This window comes from Curtobacterium sp. NPDC087080, from assembly GCF_044745105.1.
Classification (GTDB): domain Bacteria; phylum Actinomycetota; class Actinomycetes; order Actinomycetales; family Microbacteriaceae; genus Curtobacterium.
On sequence record NZ_JBIUZP010000002.1, the window covers coordinates 164,126 to 183,040 of the forward strand.

Below are 18,915 nucleotides of genomic sequence, written 5' to 3' on the forward strand. Positions count from 1 at the left end.
AGGGGGCTCACCGCAGGGTGGGGATGAGCTCCGTGAGGAACGCGTCCGTGTCCTCCCAGCCCTCCACCGCGTGGCAGGGGACGCCGAGCGCCTTCACCGGGTAGTCGTTGCCCTCCGGGTCGAGCCGGTCGCCGACGAACAGCATGTCGTCGAGCGCGATGCCGGTCAGCTCGGCGAGGCGGCGCATGCCGTACGCCTTGTCGATGCCCTTGCGGGTGATGTCGACGCTGGTCGACCCGCCGGAGCGGACCTCGAGGTCGGGGAGCTCGGCCTGGACGAGGCGGCGCAGGTGGTCCTTCTTCTCGCCGGTCGGGTCCCAGCGCTTCTTGACGTCCACCGGAGCGGACTGGCCGAGCGCGGAGAACGTGATCTGCGACCCGCGGTCCTCGAGGATCGCACCCCAGGTCTCGGCCTCCCAGTAGCCGGCCGCCTTCGCCTGCGACTCGACCGCGGCGAGGGCGCGGGTCTTCTCGTCGTCCGTCAGGTCCTCGGCGTACTGCAGCGCCCAGTCCGACCCCGACCAGCGGTAGTACGCCGTGCCGCAGGTCGGCAGCAGGTGCAGGTCGTCGAGCACGAGGCCCGCACGCTCGCGGAGCGGGAGCACGAGCTGCTGCTCGAACTGCTGGAAGTTGCCGCCCGAGATGACCGCGACCGGCACGGTGGCGAGCAGGGCGGCGAACGTCTCGAGCATGCGCGGGTCGAGCGGGGACTTCGACGGGGCGAGGGTGTCGTCGAGGTCGAAGGCGACGAGGCGGGGCGTGGTCATGCCCCCGATTCTGTCAGCTGCCGCCTCCGTCAGGCGCGGTGGGCGGCGGGGACGCGGTCGCGGGCGTAGGTGATGTCCGTCCAGCCGTGCGGCGCCGGGTTGCCGTCCTCGTCGAGGTTCACGAAGACGATCTCGTCGATGGTCACGATGCTGCGGTGCGTGAAGAGGTTCCGGGCCTCGGCCCGCATCGTCAACGAGGTGCGGCCGAACCGGGTCGCGACGAGGCCGATCTCGACGATGTCGCCCTCGCGTGCCGCCGACACGAAGACCAGCTCGGACATGTACTTCGTGACGACCTTGCCGTTGCCCAGCTGGATGATCGCGTAGACGGCGGCCTCTTCGTCGATCCAACGGAGCAGGCTGCCGCCGAACAGCGTGCCGTTCGCGTTGAGGTCCTCGGGGCGGACCCACTTACGGGTGGTGAAGTTCATCTCGGGCTGCTGCTGCTGATCCATGTTCGTACATGGTACGACGGCCGGGTCCCGTCGGGATCCGGCCGTCGTGGGGCGCTGCTGCACCGTTCGGCGCTGCTGCGCGGTGGGGCGCTGCTGCGTCCTCGTCACTCCTTGACGAGGACGACCTCGTCGAGGGGCAGGCGGGTGCGCGGCGCGACCTCGCGCTCGGCAGCCTTGTCGTCGAGCTGCGACGGGTCGGCCACGGTGCCGATCGCCGTCACCGTGTAGGGCAGGAAGCGCTCGGGCAGGTCGAAGGCGGCGCGCAGGCCCTCGGCGTCGATGCCGGCCATCTGGTGGACGTGGAGGCCCTCGGCGTGCGCCTGGACCGTCAGCGCGGTGAGGGACTGTCCGAGGTCGTACTGGGCGAACGGGCGCTCCTCGCCGTCCTCGGTCGTCGTCTCGAGGATGCCGACCACCAGGGCGCTGGCGCGGAAGGCCCACGCGGCGTTGAAGCCGAGCAGGTTGTCGTTGATCTTCGCGAAGGTGTCGGTCCCGCGGCGGCCGGCGATGAACCGGCGCGGCTGGTGGTTCATCGCGGACGCGGCCCAGCGAGCGGCCTCGAGGACGGCGTCGAGCTGGGCGTCGGTCACGGTCGCGGTGTCGTCGTAGGAGCGCGGGCTCCAGCGCTCCTCGAGCAGCGGCACGAGCGGCTGGCTGGAGTCGGTCGAACGGGTGAGCGTCTCGGGCGTCGAGGTCATGGTGGCTGCAACGGTAGTCGATGCGTACGCATTTCCGGCCTGAGTGACGTCACATGTGGGCGGTGGCGGCGTGCGGCTCGTGCTGCACGTGTTGCCGTCCTGGTCACCGACGGCGGCTCCGGGCTGCGAGGATGGAACGCGATGGGTGGCGTGTTGACGGGGTTCGCGATCATCGGCGCGATCATCGCCGCCGGGTACGTGGTCGGCCGCGTCCGCCTGCTCGGACCGCACGCACAGTTCGTGATGAGCCGCCTCGCGTTCTTCGTGCTCATGCCGTGCCTGCTCTTCCACACCATCGCCACGGCGCACATCGAGTCGCTCGTGTCCCCGATGCTCTGGGTGTCGCTCATCAGTGCCGTCACGGTCGGGCTCGTGGCCGTCGTGCTGTTCCGGCTGGTGCTCCGCCGGTCGGTCGCGACGACCACGGTCGGTGCGCTGGCCTCCGGCTACGTCAACGCCAACAACATCGGCCTGCCGGTCGCGGTCTACGTGCTCGGCCAGGCCACCGCGGTCGTGCCCGTCATCCTGTTGCAGCTCGTCGTGCTGGCCCCGCTCGCGCTGACCGTGCTCGACGCGGCGACGTCGGGCGGTGGCGGGTGGCGGTCACGGGTCGCCGGACCCTTCCGGAACCCGATCATCATCGCCTCGCTCGCCGGGCTCGTGTGCTCCGCGCTGCGGGTCGAGATCCCGGAGCCGGTGCTCCAACCGTTCTCGCTCGTCGGCGCCGCGGCGGTACCGGTCGTGCTGCTGTCCTTCGGCATGAGCCTGCACGGAGCGACGCCGCTGCGGGACCGTGCGACCCGGCCGGACGTGCTCGTGGCCTCGGCGCTGAAGCTGCTCGTGATGCCGGCGGTGGCGTTCGTCGTCGCCCGGTTCGTCTTCGGGCTCGGCGACCAGGACGTGTTCGTCCTGACCACCCTCGGTGCGCTGCCGGCGGCCCAGAACGTGTTCAACTACGCGCAGCGCTACCAGGCGGCCGTCCCGGTCGCACGCGACGTGGTGCTCGTGTCGACGATCGGTGCCGTGCCGGTCCTGGTCGTCATCGCGGCGCTTCTGCACCCGTAGCGGCGGGCGGGGCGGGCGGGGTCCCGCTTGCCGCCGGAGCAGCGGGAGTGCCGAGCGGGCCACTTCTGGGACGCTGGACGGCGTCGAGCGACCGATCGAACCCGGCGGGCGACCAGCGCGCGGCACGTCGTGCCCGCTCAGTGCTGCTCCGCCCGTGCGCCGAGGACCGTCGCGGCGCGCTGACGTCTGGTCGGAGCCGGCCCGGCGTCCGGTCGGAGCCGCGCCGACGTCCGGTCGGAGCCGTCCCGGCGTCCGGTCGGAGTTGACCGGATCGCGCGTCGTGACCGTTCCGGTGTCAGAAGATCATCGGGCGGTCGTCGTCGAGCGAGGTCTCCAGGTCGAGGTCGACCGACACGGGGACGTGGTCGCTCGGGGCATCGCCCTTCCGCTCGTCGCGGTGGATCGTCGCGCCGACCGTGACGTCCGCGAACGCCTGCGAGCCGAGGACGAAGTCGATGCGCATGCCCTCGTTGCGGGGGAAGCGGAGCGACTTGTAGTCCCAGTAGGTGTAGCCCTCGGGCACCAGCGGGCGGACGACGTCCTGCAGGCCGCGGGCCTCGAACTCCCGGAAGGCGTCGCGCTCCGGTTCGCTGACGTGCGTGGCACCCTCGAACACCCGGACGTCCCAGACGTCCTGGTCGAGCGGTGCGACGTTCCAGTCGCCCATCAGCGCGAGCGGGGTGTCCGGTTCGGCCTCGAGCCACTCGGTCGTGCGGTCGGCCAGCTGCGCGAGCCAGTCGAGCTTGTACGTGTAGTGCGGGTCGCCGAGCTCACGGCCGTTGGGGACGTAGAGGCTCCAGAGTCGGACACCGTCGACGGTGACACCCATCGCGCGGGCCTCGACCGGCAGGTCCGGCCCCTCGTGACCCTTGAGGAACCCGGGCTGGCCGGGAAAGTCGCGGGTGACGTCCTCCATCGGCAGGCGGCTGGCGAACGCGACGCCGTTCCACTGGTTCAGCCCGTGCGCCTCGACCTGGTACCCGGCGGCCTCGAACGCCTCGACCGGGAACTGCTCCGGCTTGCACTTGATCTCCTGCATGCCGAGGACGTCGACGTCCTCGCGCACCAGCCAGTCCACGATCCGGCCCACTCGGGTGCGGACGGAGTTCACGTTCCAGGTCGCGACGCGCATGGGATCGAACCTACCGGTGGCGGCTGGCACGCTGCTCGCGCGCCCCCCGCCTAGAAGCGGACGCCGCGCGCCGCCATGAACGGCGCGGGGTCGGTCGTGGCCCCGTTGATGTGGACCTCGTAGTGCAGGTGGCACCCGGTCGAGTTGCCCGTCGAGCCGACCAGGGCGATGAGCTGCCCGGCGGAGACTCGCTGGCCCGGCGAGACCCGGAATCCGCCGTTCACGATGTGGCCGTACGCCGTCGCGACGCCACCGCCGTGGTTGATCCGGACGTAGTTGCCGTACCCGCCGTACCAGCCGACGTACTCGACCGTGCCAGCCGAGGCCGCGACGATCGCCGTCGAGCAGCCGCTCGTCAGGTCGAGTCCGTCGTGCTTCGTGACGCGACCGGTGATCGGGTGGACGCGGTACCCGTACGGGCTGATGACGTACCCGCCGCCGGGACGGACCCAGCCGGTGCCGGAGCCGGAACCGACCCCGCCGCCGCCACCACCGCCGGCAGCCGGAGCGGGCGCCCCGCCGCCACCGCCGCCGCGGTTGGCTGCGGCTGCAGCCTGACGCTGGATCTCGCGCTGTCGCGCAGCCTCGGCCTCTTGCCGGGCCTTCTCCTCAGCCGCCTTGCGGACCGCCTCGCCCTCGGCGAACTCGGCCTCGGTGCGCACACGGCCCGAGGTCAGGGTCGCGAGCTGGGCGTCGAGTCGCGCCTTGTTCTCCTGCTGCTCGTCGTACGCGGCCTGGACCTTGTCGGCAGCGGCCTGCGCGGCCTGCATCGTGCGCTCGGCCTCGGCAGCGCGCTCCTCGAGCGCCTGCGACGCCCGGTCGGCCTGCGCGGTCAGCGACCGGGCGACCGAGGCATCGGCGCTCGCCGCGGCCTCGACCCGCTCGGCCTGCTCCGACAGCTTGCTCAGCGCACCGAGGTCGTAAAGCAGGTCGCGGGCGCCCTCGCCCTCGGCCAGGACCGATGCCGTCACGTCCGCACCGCCGTGTCGTGCCATCTGCGCCGCGAACTGCCCCGCCTGCGAGGCGCTGCGCTCGGCGATCTCGGCGTGCTCGTCGGCCTCGGCACGGAGCTTCTGCTCGGTCTCGGCGGCTTCCTGCGCCTTGCCCTGGGCGGTGAAGAACTCGTCACCGAGGCGCTTCGCCTCGGCCTCGGCAGCCTGCACCTGGTCCGACAGGCCGGAGATGATGCCGCGGATCTGCGTGATCTGCTCCTGCTTCGCGGACTCCTGGCCCCGCGCCGCCAGGACCTCGTCCCACGAGGGGTACTTCGCGGCGCTCGCGCTCGGCGCGTCGACGAGCACCGTCGCGAGCAGGCCGGCCAGGGCGAGGCCGGTGGCAGCGATGCGGAGACGGAGAGCGGGGCGCGGGACGCGGTGGCTGGTGGAGCGAGTCACGGGGTCGAGCCTATACATCCGTACAGCCGACTCGACACGCCGCCGCGCCGCCTGTGGAGAACTCCCGACGGCTCCGGGCGCCGCGATCGTCCCGCAGGAGCCCTGTTCGTGCCTCAGAATCCCCGTTCACGTCGGATCGCGTCCGCGCTGCCCACCACGTCGCGCTGCAGCACCGCCGCGCCGACCGTGCCCGCGTAGTCGTAGACGTCGAACCCGGTGCAGTGCGTGATGGTGGCCGGGGCACCGAGCGAGTCCTCGACCGCGGTGGTCCAGACGTCGTTCGCACCGATCACCACGAAGGTCGGCTCCGCGTCCCGGTAGGCACCGAGGTCGACGAGCCACGGGTAGGTCTCGAAGGTGTCCCGGACCTGCAGGAGCTCGACGTCGTCCGACGCGTACGCGGCCAGGGGCCGGACCGTCCAGAACTGCCCGACGCCGGTGACCTTCCGCCCGTCGGCCCAGCGGTCGAGGCACGCTGCCGGTGCGTACCGGGCCGATGCGACGGCGCCGACCGTGCTCGGTGCCACGGCCACCCCACCGACCAGGACGACCGCCGCCGCGACCGCCACGGTCAGCTGCACGCCGCGCCGCGGCCGGTGGACCCGGGTCCGGCGTACGGCGGAGCGCACGAGCTCCGCGACCGCGACGAGGGCCAGCAGCGGCACGGTCACGATCGGCTCGAGGTACCGCGGGGTCTGCGAGCCGGCGACGACCACCCCGACGGACACCGCCACGACCGTCACGAGCGGCAGCACCGTCGCGACGAGCACGGTCCGCGCCGTCCGCACGCGCCAGGCCCAGACCGTGCCGCCGACCGCGAGCACGACACCGGCGAAGAGCAGCAGCAGCTCGGCGTCGCCACGGGCCGACGCGGCGCGGTCGTCGGTCAGCGCCGCGAAGAAGGCGAGCGTCCGCCCGGCCTGCTCCGGGTGGACGTACGTCGACGGGTCGAGCGACACGAACGGCGCGAGCGGGATCCGGAGCAGGTACCCCACGACGGACCCCGCGACGAGGGCGCCCGACATCCACACCGTCGGGCGCCACGGGACACGGCGCGCGAGCGAGAGCAGCACGAGGGTCACGACGACGGGTGCCGCCGACCACGGCACGTAGAGCGGGTTCGACGTTGTGGTGCACGCCGCGACGAGCCCGGTGACGACGAGGACGGTCGCGGAGGCCCGGCCGGTCCGCACGGCACGGAGCGCCAGGACCGCGGTCCCGAGCATCGCGAGCAGCGCGCCGTAGTAGTAGGTCGTCGTCAGCAGCAGGGAACCCAGCTCGAGCGAGGTCGCGGTGGCGGTGTACTCCGTCAGCACGATCGCGGTCACGAACCCGAGCGCGAGGGCGGACACCGTGATCCGCGCCGACCGTCGGGCGGCGGGCATGAGCTCGTTCGCCGCGGCCCGCACCAGCGCGTACACGGCGAGCAGCACGAGCACGCCGTTGAGCGCCAGGGCCTGCTGCGGGGTCGCCGTGACGAGGGAGCAGAGCAGGTAGACGGGCAGCTCCGGGAAGAAGAACAGCGCCGGCGACATCGCCCACTCGAACGGCTGCCCGAGGCGGATCGACCGCTCGACGAGCGGCAGCAGGACGGAGTCGCCGTCGTACCAGAGCAGGGCGACCCGCTCGGTGACCAGGACGTGGCCGAGGGCGATGACGGACAGGGCGAGCGCGACGGCGGCGCCCAGTGCCTCCCGGCCGACCGCTGCCCACCGACGGCGGGACGGCGGACGTGGGGCGGCGATCGCGACCGGCTCCGGGGCCGCAGCGCGGCCGGACGGACCGGGCGCGACGGGGGACATGAGCGGAGCGTACCGAGCGAGCCGTGACGCCGCCTGGCGATGGCGTTCCGGGGCCGAGCGACTACCCTTGTGGGCTGTGACCGACACGCGCGACCAGCTGATCCAGCACATCTCCGCAGACGCGGTGTTCCACGGCGACTTCACGCTCACCAGCGGCAAGCAGGCGTCGTACTACATCGACCTGCGCAAGGTCAGCCTCGACCACCGGGTCGCTCCGCTGATCGGCCAGGTCATGACGGACCTGCTGCAGCAGGTGCCGGACGTGGACGCTGTGGGAGGCCTCACGATGGGCGCCGACCCGATCGCGAGCGCCGTGCTGCACCAGGCCGCGGCGCGCGGGCTCGCCTACGACGCGTTCGTCGTGCGCAAGGAGCCGAAGGACCACGGCCGCGGCCGTCAGGTCGAGGGGCCCGACGTCCGCGGCAAGCGCGTCGTCGTCCTCGAGGACACCTCCACCACGGGCGGCTCGCCGCTGAAGGCCGCCGAGGCGCTCGAGCGCGAGGGCGCGATCATCGCTGCCGTGGCCGTCGTCGTCGACCGCGACACCGGCGCGAAGGAGCGCATCGAGGCGGCCGGCTACCCCTACTTCGCGGCGATCGGGCTGGCCGACCTGGGGCTGAGCGCGTGACCGGGGAGCGTCCGGACGACGCGCGCGACCCCGACGGTACGGCCGGCCCGGCAGACGGGGCGGACGACCGGGAGGCCCTGCGCGCGTCCGCCCCGGACGCTCCGTTCCGCGGTCTCCGCAGTGCCGCCGACATCTTCGGTGCGCCGCGCGCGGCCGACGAGTGGCCCTCGCGCCGCGAGCGGCGCGAGGCGGAGCGGGCCGCGCGTGAGACCGGTGCGCCGCTGCCGGAGCCGTTCGAGCCGGCGCCGAGCGAGCCTGCCGCTGCCGCCGACGCGTCCCCGGTGCCAGCGGGACCCGACCCCGACGACGCCGGGGCGACGCAGGCGATCCGGATGGACACCGAGCTCCGCGAACCCTCGGAGAACCCGCAGGCGGCCGTCGAGCACGAACGCGAGACGCTGGGGGAGCGGATCCCGCCCGCCGCGCCGGTTCCGCCGACGAGCACGGCCTCGCACCCGTCCTCGATCTCGCTGCCCACGGCGATGCGCCACCGCGACGAGCGCGCCGCGGAGAACCGCGCCGTCGACGAGGAGCGTCGGCGCGCGGACCCCTTCGGCCAGGGGCGGAGCGACGTCGACTGGCTCGGCCGCGCCACCGGCTCGCAGGCACCGGCTCCGGCGCCGACCCCGACCGGTCCCGTCGCGCAGCCCCTCGGGGTCGGGAACGTCCTGCCGCCGGCACCGGCCGCGCCGACCAACGAGCCGCCGAGCTTCACCGAGCTGCTCCGCCTGCAGGGTGCAGAGGATGCCGCGTCGACCGGCGCGACGGAGCGTCCGTTCGACTGGGCGATCCGCGACGACGAGACCGGTGAGGTCCCGACGACGCTGACGACCGACCGGTTCGACACGACGGCCTTCGGCGGTGGGTCGTGGTCGCTCGCGGACGAGTCGGACGACGACGTCGTGTCGGGCGAGGTGGACACCCCGGCCGGGGGGCTCCCGAGCGGACTGCTCGCGGCACCGGCACCGGCGCCGGTGCCGACGGCCGAGCCGGTGCCGACGGACGCGCCGGACCCGGTTCCGGCTCCGGCCCCCGACCCGGCTCCTGCTGCCGACGTGGCTGCGGACCACGCGGCGGAGGACGGCCCGGACGATGGCGTCCGCACGACGGCGCTGCCGGCCGTGCAGGCCGAGCAGCACGACGATCACGTCGACGATCGCGACGACGATGCCCGCACGACGGCGCTGCCGGCTGTGCAGGCGGATGACCGACACGACGTGCGCGACGCCGGCTCGGGCGACGCCGACTCGGGTCTCCCGCAGCCGGTCGGTGCGGCAGCCACCCCCTGGTGGGCGGAACCCGACACCACCGTGCCCCCGACGGCAGCCCCGCCGCTGGTCGAACCGTCGCCGTCGGACGGCGCAGCGGCGTACCCGGCGCACCTGCCGCCCTCGGTCGGCCAGGACCTGCGCGGGCTGACCGGCGCGGCCGAGGACCGGCACCACGACCGCCGCGAGGACCAGGACGACCAGGTCGTCGAACGCCTGCCCGCTGCGGCTCCGGACGACCTCGACCAGGACGAGTGGGACGGCCGCGAGACGAGCGACACGAGCGTCATCAAGGACCTGTTCGGCACGGCGGCGGTCGGGCAGCTCGGCGGCACCGGGTACGACCCCGAGGACCCGGGCACGCGCATGATGCCCGCGGTTCCGGCTCCGGCCGCCACCACGGCCCGGACCCCTGGTCGTGACGCGACGACCGGCGCTCCGGCAGCGGGCGACGCCGGCGGCCGGGACAACTTCATCAACGAGGGCTTCGGACGGCTCGCGGGCGAGGGCAAGCGGGGCAAGCAACTGCTCGTCATCGGTGCAGTGGTGCTCATCGTGGTGCTGCTCGTGGCGGTCTTCGGGCTCACCCGCTGGATCCTCGGGAACTCGATCAGCGAGGAGACCGCTCCCGCGGCGAGTGCGACGTCGGCGGCTGCGTCGGCGGCTCCGTCGGACGAGCCGACGGCCGAGCAGTCCTCCGAGGCAGCGGCCGCCCCTGCGCAGCCGCTGCAGTTCGCGACGACACAGGCGACACCGGGCGAGCACGCGTGGACCGACCTCGCGGGCGGCGAGTGCCTGTCGCCCTTCACCGACGCCTGGGCGCAGACGTTCACGGTCGTCGACTGCTCGGCCGCGCACGCCGCGCAGCTGACCGCCCGGATCCAGGTCGAGGCGGGGGCGTGGCCCGGGCCGGAGGACCTCGCGGCCCAGGCTGCGAAGGTGTGCCAGACGTCACAGGCGATCGACACCGCAGCGGCGGCGGACTACGGCGACGTGCAGGTGCAGGGCTCCTACGCGCCGGACCAGGAGACCTGGGACCGCGGCAACACCTTCATCTCGTGCTTCGCGACGCGCTCGTCCGGCGGGCAGCTGACGGGCTCGTTGGCCCCCGACGGCGCCTGACCACCCGCCCGCCGGGTTCCTCATCCGCAAGACGCAACGTCGGCGGCTGTTCGCAGCGCTCTCCCGCTGCGAGGAACCGCCGACGTTGCGTTTCGCGAGAGCGCCTGACCGCCCGCCCGCCCGCCGGGTCAGGACGCGGCGGGGACCTCCGCGGACGCCTCGTCCAGGGTACGGAGCTCGTCGGCGCTGAGCTCCAGGTCCGCGGACGCCAGCAGCGCCGGCAGCTGCTCGGTGTTGCGCGCACTGGCGATCGGCGCGACGACGTCCGGCTGTGCCTGCAGCCACGCGAGGGCGACCGATGCGATCTCGACCTCGTGCGCCTCGGCGATGCGGGAGAGTGCATCGACCACCGCGAGCCCCTCGTCCGAGAAGTAGCCCGACACCTGCCCCTCGCGGTCCTTGCCGGCGAAGTCGTCCTTCGTCCGGTACTTGCCGGTCAGGAACCCGGCGGCCAGGGCGAAGTACGGCACGACGCCCAGCCCCTCGGACGCCGCGAGCGGGGCGATGTCCGACTCGTAGGGCTCACGGTTCACCAGGTTGTAGTGCGGCTGGATCGCGACCGGCAGCGCCAGCCCGTTCTCCTTCGCGATGCGGATCCACTCCTCGGCACGCGACCGGGAGTAGTTCGAGATCGCGGTGTGCCGGACGAGGCCCTCCTGCACGAGCTGGTCGAACGCGCGCACGGTCTCCTCGAGCGGGGTGTCCTGGTCGTCGAAGTGCGCGTAGTACAGGTCGATGCGGTCGGTCCCGAGTCGCTCGAGGCTCGCACGGGCAGCCGCAGCGACGTTCGACGCCGACAGGCCGCTGTACTGCGGGTGCTGCGAGACCTTCGTCGCGATCACGACGTCGTCGCGCTTCCCGGACGCGCGGAGCCACGAGCCGATGACGCGCTCCGACTCGCCGCCCTCGTTGCCCGGTGCCCACGCCGAGTACACGTCCGCGGTGTCGACGAAGTCGCCGCCGGCCGAGGTGTACGCGTCGAGCACCCGGTGCGAGGTCTGCTCGTCGGCGGTCCAGCCGAAGACGTTGCCACCGAGGGCGAGGGGGAACACGTGCAGGTCACTGGTTCCGATGCGGGGCATGACGATTCCTTCCGGTGCGGTACGGGTCCCGTCCACGCTATGCCCCGGTCCCGTGCACGTGACCAGCGGGTTCCCGGTGTTGCATGAGGGGATGACGACCCTCGCCGACGACCTCACCGACCCCCGCTCGTCCGTCCGCCTCCGCGTCGTGATGGCCGCCGGCACCGAGGCGCGCCTCGAGGACCTCGAGGTGCTCGTCGACCACTGCGCCGTCGAGCCGGACCTGCAGGTGCGCGAGGCCCTGACCTGGGCACTCGTCAGGCTGCCGGCGGAGACCGTCGTGCCCCGGCTGCTCGAGGAGCTGCACCGCCCGGAGGCGCAGGCGCGCTCCCAGGCGCTCCACACCCTGTCGAAGATCCGCGACGGGTCCGTGTACCCCGAGGTCGCCGAGCGGCTCGGTGACGACGACCCCGGTGTGCGTCGGACGGCCTGGCGCGCGGCCGTCCTGCTCGCTCCGGCCGACGAGGGACCCGCCCTCGCCCGACGACTGGCACGCGAGCTCGGCCAGGGCGACCGGGAGACCCGACTCGCGCTGAGCCGGGCGCTCGTCACCCTCGGCGAGGAGGCCGTCGCCCCCGTCCTGACGGACGCCGCGGAACGCCGTGGCGCGGCCGTCCGAGAGCACGTCACCGAGACCGAGCGCCTGCTCGCCGACCCCGACGCCGGGTCGGCCCTCGCGCTCGAGCGCGCCCGACGCGAGATGGCGCTCGGACGCGGCGGGCGCGCCTCGGGGTGACCACCTGACGGACGGGAGGCTCGTGGCCGTGTCCGCCACGAGCCTCCTGTCCGTCACATGCGCGCCGAGCACGTGTCCCGCCGTTCCGGGGCGGGTCGCGGAAGACCCGGATTCGGGTCGCCGAACAGGCCCGATCGGCTTGCGCGCGCCGATCGGAGCGCGCCAAGGTGGATGTCGAAGGGGAGTAGCTCCCAGCGCGTGCATCGACACACTGGCCATCACGACGATCGGCCCGGTGCACCACCTGCCGGTCCCACCCGGCGGGCGAGCGAGACCTTCGGCCGTTCTGCCGTGCCGAAGCGCTCCCCACCCCTGCGCGATCGGTGCGGCCCTCCCAAGGGACCACCCCGTGATCGACACCGCATCCGTCCGCGCCGCAGAGGCCGGAACACCGACCGCCCGCATGGGCCGCAGCGCCTGGGGGCGCATCGCGATCTGCATCGCGATCGCCCTGCCCGCCGTCGTCTTCCGCGTCACCGGCTTCGCCCCGAACCCCGTCGTCGACCTGCTCGTCTTCGGCGGGGCCGTCGTCGCCGCCTCGTTCCTGCTCGCCTGGGCCGCCGAGGCCGCGCAGAAGGACATCTCCGGTGCCCTCGCGATCGCGATCCTCGCGCTCATCGCGGTCCTGCCCGAGTACGCCGTCGACCTGTACTACGCGTTCCGCTCCGGGTACGACCCGTCGTACGAGCAGTTCGCCGCCGCGAACATGACCGGGTCGAACCGGCTGCTGCTCGGGTTCGGCTGGCCGCTCGTCGTCGTGATCTCGCTGCTCGTCGCCCGCCGGTACGTCCGCGCCGGCACGCTGCCCCGGTCGGCCACGAAGGTGCTGCAGCTCGAGCAGTCCTCGCGGCTCGACATCGGGTTCCTGGCGCTCCTGGCCGTCGTCGCGTTCCTCATCCCGCTGATGGGCTCGATCCCGCTGTGGTTCGGGTTCGTGCTGCTCGCCGCGTTCGTCGCCTACCTGTGGCGGGCGTCGCAGGCGCCGGACGACGGCGACGACGAGGAGATGGTCGGCATGGCGGGCAACATCGCCTCGATGCCGCAGCGTGCGCGCCGGTGGACGATCGTCGCGCTGTTCGTCGTGGCCGCCGCCGTCATCCTGTCGTCGGCGGAGCCGTTCGCCGAGGCCCTCGTCGCCTCGGGCAGCGCGCTCGGCATCGACAGCTACTTCCTCGTGCAGTGGCTCGCGCCGCTCGCGACCGAGGCGCCAGAGTTCATCGTCGCCGCGCTCTTCGCGCTGCGGGGCATGGGCGGCGCGGCGATCGGCACGCTCATCGCGTCGAAGGTCAACCAGTGGTCGCTGCTCGTCGGTTCGCTGCCGATCGCGCACGTGCTGGGCGGTGGGACCTCGGGCGGGCTGCCGCTCGACGGCCGGCAGGTCGAGGAGTTCGTGCTCACCGCGTCGCAGACCGTGCTGGGCGTGGCGATCATCATCGCGCTGCGCTTCCACCGGTGGTCGGCGATCGCGCTCGTGGCGCTGTTCGCGGTGCAGTTCGTCGTGACGGACACCAGCGGGCGGTGGGTGTTGAGCGGCGTGCACGTGGTCGCGGCGCTCGTGGTGCTGTGGGTCAACCGGAAGGACGTCGTGCCGACGCTGCGGGCACCGTTCCGGCGGGGTGGGGTCGCCGGCGCTCCGGCCGCGTAGGCGGCGGCAGCGGGGCGGCGGGGCCGAGGCGGCGGGCTTGCATCGCACCGCGCCCGCCGAGCGGGCAGGACACGCCGCGTGCGTTCCGACGTGTGCGCAGGATCCGTCGCCTACGACCGTCGAGGGTGACGGAACGGGCTCGCTCGGGCCAGCGCACGGACGGGAGGCGCGGGGCGGGCTGGCACCGCGCCTCCCGTCCGGCCGTGGGGCACCAGCCGCACCGAACGGGCAGGACATGCCGCGTGCATGCCGTTGGGCGGGCGGGATCCGTCGGCAGCAGCCGCCGAGTGCGACAGGAAGTGCCCGCTCGAGAAGCGGGCGGGCCGGCGGGCCGGCGGGCCCGGGCGGCGGCGGCCTCAGTCGGCGTCGGGGGCGAGCCAGATGGCGGAGGCTGCGGCGGCGGGCAGGTCGACGAGGGACTCCTCACCGTCGGGAGTCCGGCGCGCGACGGCGATCACCCCCGCGTAGTCACGGACGCGCTCCACCCGCAGGTGGGTCCCCAGGGCGACGCCGAGCTCGTCGAAGTACCGCAGCAGTGCCGGGTCGTCGTCGGACACCCGGTCGACGGTCCCGCACGCGCCGGGCTCGATCGACCCGAGCAGTGTTCCGGGCGACGACGGGACCGAGCCGTCCGCCGCCGGGATCGGGTCGCCGTGCGGGTCGTGCGTCGGGTGGCCCAGGTCGGCGTCGACCCGGTCGAGGAAGGTCTCGGACACCGCGTGCTCGAGCGCTTCGGCCTCGGTGTGGACCTCGTCCCACGAGTAGCCGAGCCGCTGCACCAGGTAGGTCTCGATGAGTCGGTGGCGGCGGACCATCGCCACGGCGACCTGCTGCCCGAGCGGGGTGAGCACGACGCCGTAGTAGGGGGTGTGCTCGATGAGGCCGTCGCGGTCGAGCTTCCGGAGGTTGCCCGACACCGTCGACGCCGAGACCCCGAGCGCCGCCGCGATGTCCCGCGTCGCGAGCCCCTCGCCGCCACGCTCGCCGGCCTTCCACACGAGCTTCACGTAGTCCTCTGCCATGGTGGAGAGGGAGGGCAGGCGCATGCGTCAATGGTACGGACGACGGGCGACCACGACGGCATCCGTCCGGCGTCGCCGCTGGCCGGTACCCCCGTCGATCCTGCTCGGCCTGTTGCCGCTCGTCGCCTTCGCCGCGGTCAGCGCCTGGCGCTCGCGGCCGAGCGACGACTACGGCACGCTCGGGCAGACGGTCGACAGTGTCGTCGGGGCACTCGTGCTGCCCGAGGGCATCGCGGTGCTCGTGCTCTGCGCCTACGTCACCGCCCTCGGCTGGTGGCCGATCGCGACCGTGGACCGGCGCCGGACGACACTGCGCTGGACGCTCACCGCGCCGGCCCTGATCGCCGCGGTGTGCCTGGCCCGACTGCCGCTCGTCGAGTGGGACGCGCAGCCGGTGCGGTACTTCGTGCTGCTCGGGGTCGGGGTCCTCTTCGTCGGGGTGTTCGAGGAGCTGCTCACGCGCGGCGTCCTGCTCGTCGGGCTCCGACGGCGGCTGCCCGAGTTCGGGGTGTGGATCGCGTCGTGCGCGCTGTTCGGGCTGCTGCACTTCCTCAACGTCCTCGCGGGTGCGGGGGTCGGCGTGACCGTCGTGCAGGTCGTCTTCGCGGCGTCGTTCGGGTCCACGCTGTACCTGGCCCGGCGCCTGACCGGGAACCTGCTCGCGCCCGTGCTGCTGCACGCCGCCTGGGACTTCGGGTCGATCGCGGTCTCGGCGACCGTGCCGACGCAGGACCTGGCGCGGATGGCGCCCGCCGGGTTCATCGGGTTGTTCGCCTTCGCGGTGCTCGCCCTCGGGCTGGCCGCCGGCGGCGTGGTCGCGTGGCGGGACGACCGGGCCCGTCGCCTCGGGCGCCGGTGGCGGACGGTTCCGCCCATGGGGGCGCTCGCGGTGCAGGTGGACGAGCCGCGCCTCCCGTCCGCGGTCTGACCCGGCAGCCGCCCGAGGGCCGGTCTCCCCCGCGAGAGCGACAGGCTGCCGCGAACAGTTGCGCGCGTTCTGTCGCTTTCGCGGAGAACCCGCCCGCGCCCGCGCCCGCGCCCGCTGCCCCCGCCCCCGCCCCCGCCCCCGGCCGCTACCGGGCGCTGCGAATGCGCACAGCCTGGGGCCCGGTTCACCCCCGGGTGGGGGACCGTTCGCCGTCCGGCAACCACCCGTCCCTAGGTTCACCCTGTTTCCACACCGGTACAACAGGAAGGGGCGTCGCCCCCGGGCGACCACCACCACATGCGCAGATCCGCCGTCCGCGGAGTGACCGTCGCCACCGTCGCGACCGCACTCGTGCTCGGGTCACCGCTCGCCGCCCAGGCCGCGACGTACCCGAGCGACTCCACCACGCCCGACCTCGTGTCGCTGCTGAACGGGTACGACCAGTACTGGACGTCGAGCGGGGGGAACGACCTGCACGGCACGGTGAACGACCCGGCGACGCTGGCGAAGAACGACCAGCTGACGTCGTGGATCAACCAGCACGCCACGACGGCGCAGCAGTTCCGGGCGCTGCAGGACGCCGAGTACGACAACACCGCCCGCACTGCCTACGACCAGTCGTTCACGGTGTCGCAGGGGCTCGGCGCCGAACTGAGCAAGCTGTTCGTCGACGGGCGTCACGCGGGGGAGCTGCCCCTGACCGACGCCCTGATCAAGTCCACCGGCGGCACGAGCGGCGGCTACGTCAACACCGGTGACGCGAAGGCGCACTACAGCTACCCGCGGCCCTACCTGCCGTCCGACACCGCGGCGACGCTGCCCGCCGGCGACGACACCGTGAACTGCAACCCGGCGAAGATCAACGCGTCGTCGCTCGCGGCGAACCGCACCGGCAAGGCCTGGGCGGACGCGAAGGGCAACCTCACGATCACGCGGGTGCCGGCCACGACCGACACCACGCACGAGTTCTCGCCGAACGACGTCGTGCTCGACGCCGGCTACGGCCAGAAGGGCATCTGCACCGGCGGCTCGTACCCGTCCGGGCACACCACCACCGCGTACCAGGCGGGGATCACGCTCGCCACGCTCGTGCCCGAGCTCGCACCGGAGATCCTCGCCCGCGCCTCCGAGGCCGGCAACGACCGCATCGTCCTCGGCGTCCACTACCCGCTCGACATCATGGGCGGACGCATCGACGGCGAGGCCGCCCTGGCCGCCCGCTGGTCCGACACGCAGTACCGCACCGAGGTCCTCGAGCCGGCCCGCGCCGAGCTCACGAAGTACCTCGAGGCGGAGTGCGGCGACACCCTCGCGAACTGCATCGCGGCGGAGCAGCCGTACACCGACGACCCCTACGGCGGCCAGGCGATGCCCGGCGGCACCGCGCAGGTCGTCACCGACCGCGCCTCGGCCGCGCAGGTCTACCGCGAGCGCATGACCTACGGCTTCGCGCAGACCGGGACCGCTGGTCTCGCCCCGTCGGTCCCGACCGGCGCGTCGAACCTGCTCCTGTCGACCTTCCCGACCCTGACCGACGCGCAGCGCGAGCAGGTGCTCGCACAGACCGAGATCGCGTCGGGGTACCCCCTCGACCAGTCCGGCACCGCGAACGGTTCGTGGGAGCGGCTCGACCTCGCGGCCGCGACGAGCGCGACCGTCGCCGTCGGCGCGGACGGCACCGCGAAGGTCGTCTCGACCGGTGGTCAGGCGCGCGTCGTCTCCGGTGTGCTGACCGCCCCGGAGGGCACCTCGGTGCAGGCCGGCAAGACCCTCGCCCTCGCCGGCACCGGTCTCCCCGCCGGCGCCACCCTGCAGGTCGTCCTGCACTCCGACCCGGTCGTGGTCGGCACGCTCACCGTCGGCGCGGACGGCACCGCGACCGGCTCGGTCGTGATCCCCGCGGACGCCGCGGTCGGCGCGCACACGCTCGACCTGGTCGACGCGTCGGGTACCTCGGTGCTCGTGTCGCCGCTCGCGATCACCGTGACCGCGGCGCCGAGCCAGGGTGGCTCGACCGGCGGCACGGGCACGGCGAGCGGCACCGGCGCCACCGGGACGGTCCCCGCCGGCGTGCACCTGCCGGTCGTCAGCGGCTGACCCACCGGACGGGAGGCGCGGGACCGGACCGTGGCGTGCCTCCCGTCCGCACCCACCCGACGGGAGGCACGGGACCGGCCCGCCCCGTGCCTCCCGTCCGTCGCCCCTGACCCCCTCGCCCCCTCGCACCACCGGAGGCCCCTGTGCCGTACCTCAAGACCTGGACCACCGTCGGCATCGCCGCCGTCGTGGTCGCCGCCGCCGCGATCGCCGTCCCGGTGCTGACCGGCGGCGACGCTGTGCCCTCCGCGGCGGACCGCACCCCCACGGCCACGGCGAGCACGATGCCGAGCGTCCCCGACGTCGACGCGACGGCGCTCGCCGCACTGCCCGAGGCCCGCTACTCGGCCGTGGTCGGCGGCCTGCTGCCCGTCGACCGGACCGTGTCGTCCGCCGAGGTCTTCCGACTCCGCGCCGACGCCCCGCTCTTCGGGTCGGACCGGCAGCACCCCGTCGCGCGCTTCGCTGCCGCCGACTTCCTCGGCCAGCCGACCACCGTCGTGGGGCTGCGGCACGAGGGGGCGTGGGAGCTCGTCCTCACGCCGGCGCGGCAGGAGCTGCCCTCGGCGGCCGACGGGCACGCTGCTGCGCAGACCGCCGCCTGGGTGCCGCGGGACACGCTCGTGCAGCAGGCGACGCCGACCTCGCACGTGGTCATCTCGACGGCCGACCAGACGGTGTCGATCGTGTCGTCGTCCGGGCAGGTCTCCCGGAGCTTCCCCGCCGGGATCGGCACGTCGGACACCCCGACGCCGACGGGGGTGACGGGCTACCTGGAGCAGCGGTACGTCGACCCCGCGCAGGGGACCGGTGACCACCCGATCCAGCTGACGTCGCTGCACTCGAGCGCGGCCGACGAACCGTACGGCGGCTCGGACGGCGGGCTCATCGGCCTGCACTGGAACGCCGCCGCCGCGGGTGCGGTGTCCCACGGGTGCGTGCGGCTCTCGTCCGACGGGGTCGCGGCGATCGACGCGCTGCCGCTCGGGACCCTCGTCACGGTGGAGTAGTCCGGTGCGGTTGCCGGTGCCGGTGCCGGTGCCGGTGCCGGTGCCGGTGCCGGTGCGGGAGCGCA

16 protein-coding genes are annotated in these 18,915 nt (G+C 73.6%); 8 read left to right on the top strand and 8 right to left on the bottom strand.

What is annotated here, in order from left to right; genetic code table 11:
- Nucleotides 1-7: 7 nt before the first annotated feature.
- From ACIPEQ_RS05035 to ACIPEQ_RS05045, 3 genes are all read right to left on the bottom strand, one after another.
- Nucleotides 8-766, bottom strand: a complete 759-nt coding sequence (locus tag ACIPEQ_RS05035) for an HAD-IIB family hydrolase (protein WP_402714328.1) — start codon at nucleotides 764-766, stop codon at nucleotides 8-10.
- 29 nt (nucleotides 767-795) lie between these two features.
- Nucleotides 796-1,221, bottom strand: coding sequence for a hotdog domain-containing protein (locus ACIPEQ_RS05040; RefSeq protein WP_250366721.1), 426 nt, complete (start codon nucleotides 1,219-1,221; stop codon nucleotides 796-798).
- Between the two features lie 104 nt (nucleotides 1,222-1,325).
- Nucleotides 1,326-1,919, bottom strand: coding sequence for a nitroreductase family protein (locus ACIPEQ_RS05045; RefSeq protein ID WP_126892178.1), 594 nt, complete (start codon nucleotides 1,917-1,919; stop codon nucleotides 1,326-1,328).
- A 141-nt stretch (nucleotides 1,920-2,060) separates the two neighbouring features.
- On the opposite strand from ACIPEQ_RS05045, the gene ACIPEQ_RS05050 reads away from it, so the two are divergent.
- Nucleotides 2,061-2,984 carry an AEC family transporter gene (locus tag ACIPEQ_RS05050; RefSeq protein WP_402714329.1) on the top strand — a complete coding sequence of 308 codons (924 nt, stop codon included), beginning with the start codon at nucleotides 2,061-2,063 and terminating at the stop codon, nucleotides 2,982-2,984.
- Between the two features lie 295 nt (nucleotides 2,985-3,279).
- On the opposite strand, the gene ACIPEQ_RS05055 is transcribed toward ACIPEQ_RS05050, so the two are convergent.
- The 3 genes from ACIPEQ_RS05055 to ACIPEQ_RS05065 all read right to left on the bottom strand — a co-directional run bounded on the left by ACIPEQ_RS05055 (nucleotide 3,280) and on the right by ACIPEQ_RS05065 (nucleotide 7,312).
- On the bottom strand, nucleotides 3,280-4,116 hold the full coding sequence (locus tag ACIPEQ_RS05055) for an exodeoxyribonuclease III (RefSeq protein ID WP_126892176.1): 837 nt from the start codon (nucleotides 4,114-4,116) through the stop codon (nucleotides 3,280-3,282).
- Between the two features lie 50 nt (nucleotides 4,117-4,166).
- The gene (locus tag ACIPEQ_RS05060; protein ID WP_402714330.1) at nucleotides 4,167-5,510 is read right to left on the bottom strand and encodes a peptidoglycan DD-metalloendopeptidase family protein; all 1,344 of its coding nucleotides are present in this window, start codon (nucleotides 5,508-5,510) and stop codon (nucleotides 4,167-4,169) included.
- Between the two features lie 113 nt (nucleotides 5,511-5,623).
- A complete protein-coding gene (locus ACIPEQ_RS05065) occupies nucleotides 5,624-7,312 on the bottom strand; it encodes a hypothetical protein (protein WP_402714331.1) in 1,689 nt (562 codons plus the stop codon).
- A gap of 76 nt (nucleotides 7,313-7,388) precedes the next feature.
- Between ACIPEQ_RS05065 and pyrE the strand changes: the two genes are divergently transcribed.
- Nucleotides 7,389-7,940, top strand: coding sequence for an orotate phosphoribosyltransferase (gene pyrE, locus ACIPEQ_RS05070; protein WP_058729844.1), 552 nt, complete (start codon nucleotides 7,389-7,391; stop codon nucleotides 7,938-7,940).
- Nucleotides 7,937-10,330 carry a septum formation family protein gene (locus ACIPEQ_RS05075; protein ID WP_402714332.1) on the top strand — a complete coding sequence of 798 codons (2,394 nt, stop codon included), beginning with the start codon at nucleotides 7,937-7,939 and terminating at the stop codon, nucleotides 10,328-10,330. The genes pyrE and ACIPEQ_RS05075 overlap by 4 nt, the downstream gene beginning before the upstream one ends.
- A gap of 128 nt (nucleotides 10,331-10,458) precedes the next feature.
- Here the strand turns inward: ACIPEQ_RS05075 and ACIPEQ_RS05080 are convergent, their stop codons facing one another.
- The gene (locus ACIPEQ_RS05080) at nucleotides 10,459-11,412 is read right to left on the bottom strand and encodes an aldo/keto reductase (RefSeq protein ID WP_402714333.1); all 954 of its coding nucleotides are present in this window, start codon (nucleotides 11,410-11,412) and stop codon (nucleotides 10,459-10,461) included.
- Nucleotides 11,413-11,503: 91 nt separating this feature from the next.
- Here ACIPEQ_RS05080 and ACIPEQ_RS05085 point away from each other — a divergent pair, with 91 nt between their 5' ends.
- Nucleotides 11,504-12,148, top strand: coding sequence for a HEAT repeat domain-containing protein (locus ACIPEQ_RS05085; protein ID WP_402714334.1), 645 nt, complete (start codon nucleotides 11,504-11,506; stop codon nucleotides 12,146-12,148).
- A gap of 349 nt (nucleotides 12,149-12,497) precedes the next feature.
- Entirely contained in the window at nucleotides 12,498-13,793 is a 1,296-nt protein-coding gene (locus tag ACIPEQ_RS05090; RefSeq protein WP_402714335.1) for a sodium:proton exchanger, read from the top strand.
- Between the two features lie 356 nt (nucleotides 13,794-14,149).
- On the opposite strand, the gene ACIPEQ_RS05095 is transcribed toward ACIPEQ_RS05090, so the two are convergent.
- A complete protein-coding gene (locus ACIPEQ_RS05095) occupies nucleotides 14,150-14,839 on the bottom strand; it encodes a metal-dependent transcriptional regulator (RefSeq protein ID WP_402714336.1) in 690 nt (229 codons plus the stop codon).
- On the opposite strand from ACIPEQ_RS05095, the gene ACIPEQ_RS05100 reads away from it, so the two are divergent.
- The 3 genes from ACIPEQ_RS05100 (at nucleotide 14,838) to ACIPEQ_RS05110 (ending at nucleotide 18,850) form a co-directional block, all read left to right on the top strand.
- The gene (locus ACIPEQ_RS05100; protein WP_402714337.1) at nucleotides 14,838-15,743 is read left to right on the top strand and encodes a lysostaphin resistance A-like protein; all 906 of its coding nucleotides are present in this window, start codon (nucleotides 14,838-14,840) and stop codon (nucleotides 15,741-15,743) included. The genes ACIPEQ_RS05095 and ACIPEQ_RS05100 overlap by 2 nt on opposite strands.
- A gap of 297 nt (nucleotides 15,744-16,040) precedes the next feature.
- Nucleotides 16,041-17,840 carry a phosphatase PAP2 family protein gene (locus tag ACIPEQ_RS05105; protein WP_402714338.1) on the top strand — a complete coding sequence of 600 codons (1,800 nt, stop codon included), beginning with the start codon at nucleotides 16,041-16,043 and terminating at the stop codon, nucleotides 17,838-17,840.
- Between the two features lie 143 nt (nucleotides 17,841-17,983).
- Nucleotides 17,984-18,850, top strand: a complete 867-nt coding sequence (locus ACIPEQ_RS05110; protein WP_402714339.1) for a L,D-transpeptidase — start codon at nucleotides 17,984-17,986, stop codon at nucleotides 18,848-18,850.
- Nucleotides 18,851-18,915 lie beyond the last annotated feature (65 nt).

What these genes read in the sequence shown, in the direction of transcription:
- ACIPEQ_RS05035 (WP_402714328.1), bottom strand. Translation starts at nt 766, where the DNA reads ATGACCACGCCCCGCCTCGTCGCCTTCGACCTCGACGACACCCTCGCC.
- ACIPEQ_RS05040 (WP_250366721.1), bottom strand. Translation starts at nt 1,221, where the DNA reads ATGGATCAGCAGCAGCAGCCCGAGATGAACTTCACCACCCGTAAGTGG.
- ACIPEQ_RS05045 (WP_126892178.1), bottom strand. Translation starts at nt 1,919, where the DNA reads ATGACCTCGACGCCCGAGACGCTCACCCGTTCGACCGACTCCAGCCAG.
- ACIPEQ_RS05050 (WP_402714329.1), top strand. Translation starts at nt 2,061, where the DNA reads ATGGGTGGCGTGTTGACGGGGTTCGCGATCATCGGCGCGATCATCGCC.
- ACIPEQ_RS05055 (WP_126892176.1), bottom strand. Translation starts at nt 4,116, where the DNA reads ATGCGCGTCGCGACCTGGAACGTGAACTCCGTCCGCACCCGAGTGGGC.
- ACIPEQ_RS05065 (WP_402714331.1), bottom strand. Translation starts at nt 7,312, where the DNA reads ATGTCCCCCGTCGCGCCCGGTCCGTCCGGCCGCGCTGCGGCCCCGGAG.
- ACIPEQ_RS05080 (WP_402714333.1), bottom strand. Translation starts at nt 11,412, where the DNA reads ATGCCCCGCATCGGAACCAGTGACCTGCACGTGTTCCCCCTCGCCCTC.
- ACIPEQ_RS05085 (WP_402714334.1), top strand. Translation starts at nt 11,504, where the DNA reads ATGACGACCCTCGCCGACGACCTCACCGACCCCCGCTCGTCCGTCCGC.
- ACIPEQ_RS05100 (WP_402714337.1), top strand. Translation starts at nt 14,838, where the DNA reads ATGCGTCAATGGTACGGACGACGGGCGACCACGACGGCATCCGTCCGG.
- ACIPEQ_RS05095 (WP_402714336.1), bottom strand. Translation starts at nt 14,839, where the DNA reads ATGCGCCTGCCCTCCCTCTCCACCATGGCAGAGGACTACGTGAAGCTC.
- ACIPEQ_RS05105 (WP_402714338.1), top strand. Translation starts at nt 16,041, where the DNA reads ATGCGCAGATCCGCCGTCCGCGGAGTGACCGTCGCCACCGTCGCGACC.